Below are 6,239 nucleotides of genomic sequence, written 5' to 3'. Positions count from 1 at the left end.
ATGCATGCCTACATATATAGGCGATGTCATTGGCATATTCAAGAAAATACATGCCTACATCCAGCAAACCAAGAAAGCACCTATCTCATTGATTCCAGAGGGCTTATTGGCTGAAACCGGCGCACGCGGCGCTGGAACTTCGGTCTAGGCGCGCGGCCAGCATGTCCCTGGCGCGATGGAGACACCAGCCTTCGAGCAGCACGCGCACCGTCTCCGGATCGTGCCGGCCCACGGCGACCTCGATATGGCAGCCACGCATGCGCGCCGTGCTTCGGTTCGCGGCCCGCGTCCTGCGGCCAGGCCGGGTGCGGCGGGGTCGCGGCGCTCACCGCGCTGATGCGTTCGTCGAGACGCTGGTTGCGACGGCGGTGGCAAGAATCCTTGAGGGAGGGCGCGACGACCTCTGCCGAGAACGAATCCAGCGCGGTGCTCTATGGCAACTTCGATGGGCGTGGCGTGCTGCTGACGGGCCGGGCGGGGCTCCGGGGGCTGCACGCGGCGGCGGACCACGCAGAGCTCCTGGGCATCGACCTCCCGGCAAGGCTGCGGCTGATCCAGTTGCCCAACCTGGGCAACCCGGAGCACGTGTCGATGTCGGTCCTCGATCGCATCGTCGGCCGATGTACGCCGGGCAAGGAGCCCGCGTACACGAAGTCGGCTTTCATCTCCGTCGGCCCGGACGCACGCGACGATGCGAGCCGGGTGGTGACGCAGGCGCTGAAGGCGCGCGGCGCTGCAAGCTACGAGACGCGCGGCGTCAGCCTCCATCACGCGCATGAGATGCCCTATCGCGGCTGGTATCGGGCGAAGCCGTGCTGTCCGCAGGTCGAGGCCTGATGGAGGCTCCGGCGCGACAAGCGCCGGAATCCGTTCGCGCTTAAATTCGGCAGTCCCACTTCAGGAGAACAAACGCATGATTCACGTCGTCGCCGTCATCACGGCCAAGCCCGGCCAGCGCGCCCAGGTCCTCGAGGCCTTCAAGGCCAACCGCCCCGCCGTTCTGGCCGAAGAGGGCTGCATCGAATACACCGCGACGGTGGATGCCGCGGGCATGCCGGTCTCGAAGGCCAGCTTCGGCCCGGACAGCTTCGTCGTGATCGAGAAGTGGGAGACGCTGGAGGCGCTCAAGGCACATGGGGCTTCGGCGCACATGGCTGCTTACGCGGCGAAGGTGAAGGGCTGGCTGGAGAGCCGGCTGATTCACGTGCTCGAGCCGGTCTGACGCCCAAGAAAAACGCGCCCGAAGGCGCGTTTCTTTCTGGGGCACAGGCGGCTTACTTCGCGACGACCCGCACCATCTCCAGGCACTTGTTCGAGTAGCCCCATTCGTTGTCGTACCAGCTCACGAGCTTGACGAAGGTGCTGTCCAGCGCGATGCCGGCTTCAGCGTCGAAGATGGAGGTGCGCGGGTCGCCGCGGAAGTCGGTGGCAACGACCTTGTCCTCGGTGTAGCCGAGCACGCCCTTGAGGGCGCCTTCGCTTTGCGCCTTCATTTCGGCGCAGATTTCCTTGTACGTGGCTTCCTTGACGAGTTCGACGGTCAGGTCGACCACCGAGACGTCGGAGGTAGGCACGCGGAAGCTCATGCCGGTGATCTTCTTGTTGAGTTCGGGGATGACGACGCCCACAGCCTTGGCGGCGCCGGTGCTCGACGGAATGATGTTCTCGAGGATGCCGCGGCCGCCGCGCCAGTCCTTGTTGCTCGGGCCGTCGACGGTCTTCTGCGTGGCGGTGGTGGCATGCACGGTGGTCATCAGGCCGCGCTTGATGCCCCACTTGTCGTTGAGCACCTTGGCGAGCGGGGCGAGGCAGTTGGTGGTGCAGCTGGCGTTGCTGATGATGGCTTCGCCGGCGTACTTCTTGTCGTTCACGCCGTAGACGAACATGGGGGTGTCGTCCTTGCTGGGGGCGGAGAGGATGACCTTCCTGGCACCGGCGTCGATGTGCTTCTGGGCGGTTTCCTTGGTGAGGAAGAGGCCGGTGGATTCGAGCACGATGTCGGCGCCGACGTCGCTCCACTTGAGTTGCGCGGGGTCGCGCTCCTGCGTGAGGCGGATCTTCTTGCCGTTGACGATGAGGGTGTGGCCGTCGACGGTGATTTCACCCTGGAAGCGGCCGTGCACCGAGTCGTACTGGAGCATGTAGGCGAGGTAGTCGGGCTCGAGCAGGTCGTTGATCGCGACGATCTCGATGTCGTTCTTGAAGTTCTGCACGGCGGCGCGGAGAACGTTGCGACCGATGCGACCGAAGCCGTTGATGCCGAGTTTGATAGCCATGTGATGTGCTCCTGGATGGTTGAAAACTAGGGGCGATCGCTTCAGCGCTTGAGCGCGGCTTCGACCGTGGCAGCGACGTTCTCTGCCGTGAATCCGAAATGCTTGAAGAGTACGCCCGCGGGGGCCGACTCGCCGTAAGTATCGATGCCGATGACGGCGGCGACGCCGTATTTCCACCAGCCGTCGGTGCAGCCCATTTCGACGGCGATGCGGGGCGTGCCCTTGGGCAGCACGCTCTTCTTGTAGGCGACGTCCTGGCGGTCGAAGGTGGTGGTCGAGGGCATGGAGACGACGCGCACGCCGATCTTCTTCGCGGCAAGCAGCTCCTGCGCCCGCAGGGCGAGCTGCACCTCGGAACCGGTGGCGATGATGACGGCCTTGACCTTCTTGTTCTTGAGGCCGACGGCGTCGGGCTCGGCCAGGACGTAGGCGCCCTTGCTGATGTCGCTCAGGTCTTTCTTGGGCGAGTAGGGCAGGTTCTGGCGCGACAGCAGCAGCGCGGTGGGGCGGTCGGCATTCTGGAGGGCGACGGCCCAGGCGACGGCCGTTTCGGCGGTGTCGCCGGGACGCCAGACGTCGAGGTTGGGGATGAGGCGCAGCGATGCGGCGTGTTCGATCGACTGGTGGGTCGGGCCGTCTTCGCCGAGGCCGATGGAGTCGTGCGTGAAGACGTGGATGACGCGCTGCTTCATGAGCGCGGCCATGCGGATGGCATTGCGGCTGTAGTCGCTGAAGGTGAGGAAGGTGCCGCCGTAGGGAATGAAGCCGCCGTGCAGGGCGACGCCGTTCATGATGGCGGCCATGCCGAATTCGCGCACGCCGTAGTTGATATGGCGGCCCTGCAGGCCGTCGGGGAACTGCTCGTTGCCTTCGCTGCGGACGACGGCGCCGTTGGCGTCGAAGCGCAGGGCGGGGGTGCTCTTGGTGTTGGTGAGGTTGGAGCCGGTGAGGTCGGCGCTGCCGCCCAGGAGTTCGGGCAGGGCGGCGGTGAAGGCTTCGAGCGCGAGTTGGGAGGCCTTGCGCGAGGCGACGGTCTCGCCCTTGGTGTGGGCGGCGACGACGGTGTCGAAGGCGGTCTGGTGGAAGTTCTTCGGCAGTTCGCCCTTCATGCGGCGGGTGAACTCGGCGGCGAGGTCGGGGAAGGCCTTTTCATAGGCCGCGAACTTGTGGTCCCATGCGGCCTCGGCCTTGGCGCCGGCGGCCTTGGCGTCCCATTCCTCGTAGACGGCGGCGGGAAGTTCGAAGGGCGGGTGGGCCCACTGCAGCGCGCTGCGCGTGAGGCCGATTTCGTCGGCGCCCAGCGGCTCGCCATGGGCCTTGGCGGTGTTGGCGCGGTTGGGGCTGCCCTTGCCGATCTGGGTCTTGCAGATGATGAGGGTGGGCTTGTCGCCGTTCTTCCTGGCTTGGTCGATGGCCTTGGACACTTCCTTCACGTCGTGGCCGTCGATCGGGCCGAGGACCTGCCAGCCGTAGGCCTTGAAGCGCTCTTCGGTGTTGTCGATGAACCAGGGCTTGACGGGGCCGTCGATGGAAATGCCGTTGTCGTCGTACAGGGCGATAAGCTTGCCGAGCTTCCAGGCACCGGCGAGCGCGGCGGCTTCGTGGCTGATGCCCTCCATCAGACAGCCGTCGCCGAGGAAGGCGTAGGTGTGATGGTCGACGATCGCGTGGTCCTTGCGATTGAACTCGGCGGCCAGCAGCTTCTCGGCGAGCGCGAAGCCGACAGCGTTGGTGATGCCCTGGCCGAGCGGGCCGGTGGTGGTTTCGACGCCGGGGGTGATGCCGACTTCGGGGTGGCCGGCGGTCTTGCTGTGCAGCTGGCGGAAGCGCTTGAGTTCGTCGACCGGCAAGGCGTAGCCGGTGAGGTGGAGCACCGCGTAGATGAGCATCGACGCATGGCCGTTCGACAGCACGAAGCGGTCGCGGTCGAACCAGTGCGGGTTGGCGGGGTTGTGGCGGAGGTGATCGCCCCACAGCGCGACGGCCATGTCGGCCATGCCCATCGGTGCGCCCGGATGCCCCGAGTTTGCGAGTTGAACGGCATCCATTGCCAACGCGCGAATCGCGTTGGCCATCAAGGCTTGGTTGGCCATCTTGGCTTTCTGGGGGCTGGGGTTAGGGGGAACCCGGGATTTTAGCGGGCGGGAACTTGTCGCCTTCTCGGGGCTCTCGATGGCCTGCTAGAGTGCCGCCCATGCATGGGCTGCACCTGACCGCCGATCTCCACGACTGCCGCTGCGCGATGCACTGGCTCGTGGATGCGGCGGCACTGGGCGCGGCCTGCGTGAAGACGGTCGAAGCGGCGGGGCTGCAGAGCGTCGGCCAGCTGTTCCACGCCTTTCCGGCGACGGGGCACGGGGCGGGCGGCGTGACGGCCACCGTGCTGCTGGCCGAGTCGCATCTCTGTGTCCACACCTGGCCCGAGCAGATGGGCGTGACGCTCGATGTCTATGTCTGCAACTTCGGCGCCGATCATTCGGCCAAGGCGCGCGCGGTGATGGCTGCGCTCGAGGCGCTGTTCATGCCGGGCCATGTGGAGCGCCATGCGCTGACGCGCGGCAGTGTCGCGGCGGCAAGTTCATGACGATCAAGGCCCTGATCCTCGCGGCGGGGCGCGGAGAGCGCATGCGGCCGTTGACCGATGTCACGCCCAAGCCGCTGCTGGAAGTGCAAGGCAAGGCGCTGATGCAATGGCCGATGGAGGCGCTCGCGCGCGGCGGGTTCACCGAGGTGGTCGTCAACACGGCCTGGCTGGGCGAGCAGATCCCGCGACGATTCGGCGCGCGGCACGGCGCATCGTCCATCGTGTATTCGCACGAGGGCCTGGACTTCGGCGAGGCGCTGGAGACGGCAGGCGGCATCGTGCGCGCGCTGCCCTCGCTGGGCGAGGTTTTCTGGGTGGCCGCGGGCGATGTATTCGCGCCTGACTTCGTGTTCGCGCAGGAGGCGGTCCATCGCTTCGAGGCCGGCCATCGGCTGGCGCATCTTTGGCTGGTACCGAACCCGCCGCACAACCCGAAGGGAGATTTCGGAATCGGCCCGGATGGTGGCGCCTTGAGCGAAGCCACGCGGAAGTACACCTTCTCGACCATTGCGCTCTACCGTGCCGCGCTGTTCGCGCCGCCGTACTGCGCGATTGCGCCGGGCAACCCGGAGGGCGTGAAGAGCGCATTGGCCCCTTTGTTGCGCAGTGCGATGAAGGCGGGCCGCGTGAGCGCCCAGATCTACGAAGGGCCCTGGGCCGATGTCGGGACGCCCGAGCGCCTGGAGGCGCTGAATGAAAAAGAACGGCCCGCTTGAGGCGGGCCGTTCAGGTTCATGCTGGCGCTCTATGGCAGCGCAGGCATCAAGGCACGTTGGCCGTCGTGAGCTGGAAGGGCTTGCCCGGCAGGTTCAGGGCGCCGCCGTATTCCACAGAGACGCCGCCGGTCGGTTGCACCGGGCAGCCGTTGGGCGCGGGGCAGGCACCGCCATCGGCAAAGATCACCGGACCGTAGCGGTAGTTCTTGATCGACTTGTCCGCGTAATCGGTGACGCTCATCACGTAGCCCTGGTTGGCGAAGTTGTCGGAGTCCTCGACCGCCACAGGGTCCTTCAGGCGGGCATCCTGGAAGGTCCGCACGATGCTGCCGCTGTTGCCGCTGTTCGCGAAGCGCACCCAGGAGATCTTGCGGTCGCCGCGCGAAGCCACGATCACCTGCTGGTTGTTGGGCTCGAAGCTGGCGCCGGGCTCACCCTTGGAGGTCGCGAGCGAAGTCGGGTTGCGGCCGATGCCGGTCACCGTGCCCACTTCGGCGATTGCGCCGGCGCTCGGCGACGCCGGGGTGCCGCCAGGTGCGTAGCCGTCCAGGCTGAAGATGTGCAGCGTGCCGTCCTGCGTCGCGACCCAGGCGCGCGCCGGGTTGCCGTACACCGTGGTCTTCACCGCCGTCGGCTTCGCGCCCAGCGAAACGGTCTTGACCA

The 6,239-nt window shown here is 66.5% G+C and carries 6 protein-coding genes and 1 pseudogene; 4 read left to right on the top strand and 3 right to left on the bottom strand.

The genetic code is table 11. The annotated features are described in order from the left end of the window. The first annotated feature begins 381 nt into the window (after positions 1–381). Positions 382–837, top strand: coding sequence for a hypothetical protein (locus tag AC1DNF_RS35095; protein ID WP_478153491.1), 456 nt, complete (start codon positions 382–384; stop codon positions 835–837). Between the two features lie 76 nt (positions 838–913). Beyond that, a complete protein-coding gene (locus AC1DNF_RS35090; RefSeq protein WP_478153489.1) occupies positions 914–1,222 on the top strand; it encodes a putative quinol monooxygenase in 309 nt (102 codons plus the stop codon). A gap of 52 nt (positions 1,223–1,274) precedes the next feature. On the opposite strand, the gene gap is transcribed toward AC1DNF_RS35090, so the two are convergent. Next, positions 1,275–2,276 carry a type I glyceraldehyde-3-phosphate dehydrogenase gene (gap, locus tag AC1DNF_RS35085; protein ID WP_478153487.1) on the bottom strand — a complete coding sequence of 334 codons (1,002 nt, stop codon included), beginning with the start codon at positions 2,274–2,276 and terminating at the stop codon, positions 1,275–1,277. Positions 2,277–2,317: 41 nt separating this feature from the next. Beyond that, positions 2,318–4,369, bottom strand: a complete 2,052-nt coding sequence (gene tkt, locus AC1DNF_RS35080) for a transketolase (RefSeq protein ID WP_478153485.1) — start codon at positions 4,367–4,369, stop codon at positions 2,318–2,320. Between the two features lie 101 nt (positions 4,370–4,470). Here tkt and AC1DNF_RS35075 point away from each other — a divergent pair, with 101 nt between their 5' ends. Continuing rightward, positions 4,471–4,860: an S-adenosylmethionine decarboxylase family protein gene (locus AC1DNF_RS35075; RefSeq protein WP_478153483.1), complete on the top strand. Its 390-nt coding sequence runs from the start codon at positions 4,471–4,473 to the stop codon at positions 4,858–4,860. Continuing rightward, positions 4,857–5,576, top strand: coding sequence for a nucleotidyltransferase family protein (locus tag AC1DNF_RS35070; protein WP_478153481.1), 720 nt, complete (start codon positions 4,857–4,859; stop codon positions 5,574–5,576). Before AC1DNF_RS35075 ends, AC1DNF_RS35070 begins: the two co-directional genes overlap by 4 nt. Positions 5,577–5,622: 46 nt before the next feature. Here AC1DNF_RS35070 and AC1DNF_RS35065 read toward each other — a convergent pair. Next, a pseudogene (locus AC1DNF_RS35065) lies at positions 5,623–6,239 on the bottom strand (hypothetical protein); the annotation flags it as partial.

The sequence above is a fragment of the Variovorax sp. 01T432 genome (genome assembly GCF_056398605.1).
The sequence above is the reverse complement of the archived record's forward strand: the minus strand, read 5'-3'. Positions and strand labels throughout refer to the sequence as shown.

What these genes read in the sequence shown, in the direction of transcription:
- AC1DNF_RS35075 (WP_478153483.1), top strand. Translation starts at nt 4,471, where the DNA reads ATGCATGGGCTGCACCTGACCGCCGATCTCCACGACTGCCGCTGCGCG.
- tkt (WP_478153485.1), bottom strand. Translation starts at nt 4,369, where the DNA reads ATGGCCAACCAAGCCTTGATGGCCAACGCGATTCGCGCGTTGGCAATG.
- AC1DNF_RS35090 (WP_478153489.1), top strand. Translation starts at nt 914, where the DNA reads ATGATTCACGTCGTCGCCGTCATCACGGCCAAGCCCGGCCAGCGCGCC.
- AC1DNF_RS35070 (WP_478153481.1), top strand. Translation starts at nt 4,857, where the DNA reads ATGACGATCAAGGCCCTGATCCTCGCGGCGGGGCGCGGAGAGCGCATG.
- gap (WP_478153487.1), bottom strand. Translation starts at nt 2,276, where the DNA reads ATGGCTATCAAACTCGGCATCAACGGCTTCGGTCGCATCGGTCGCAAC.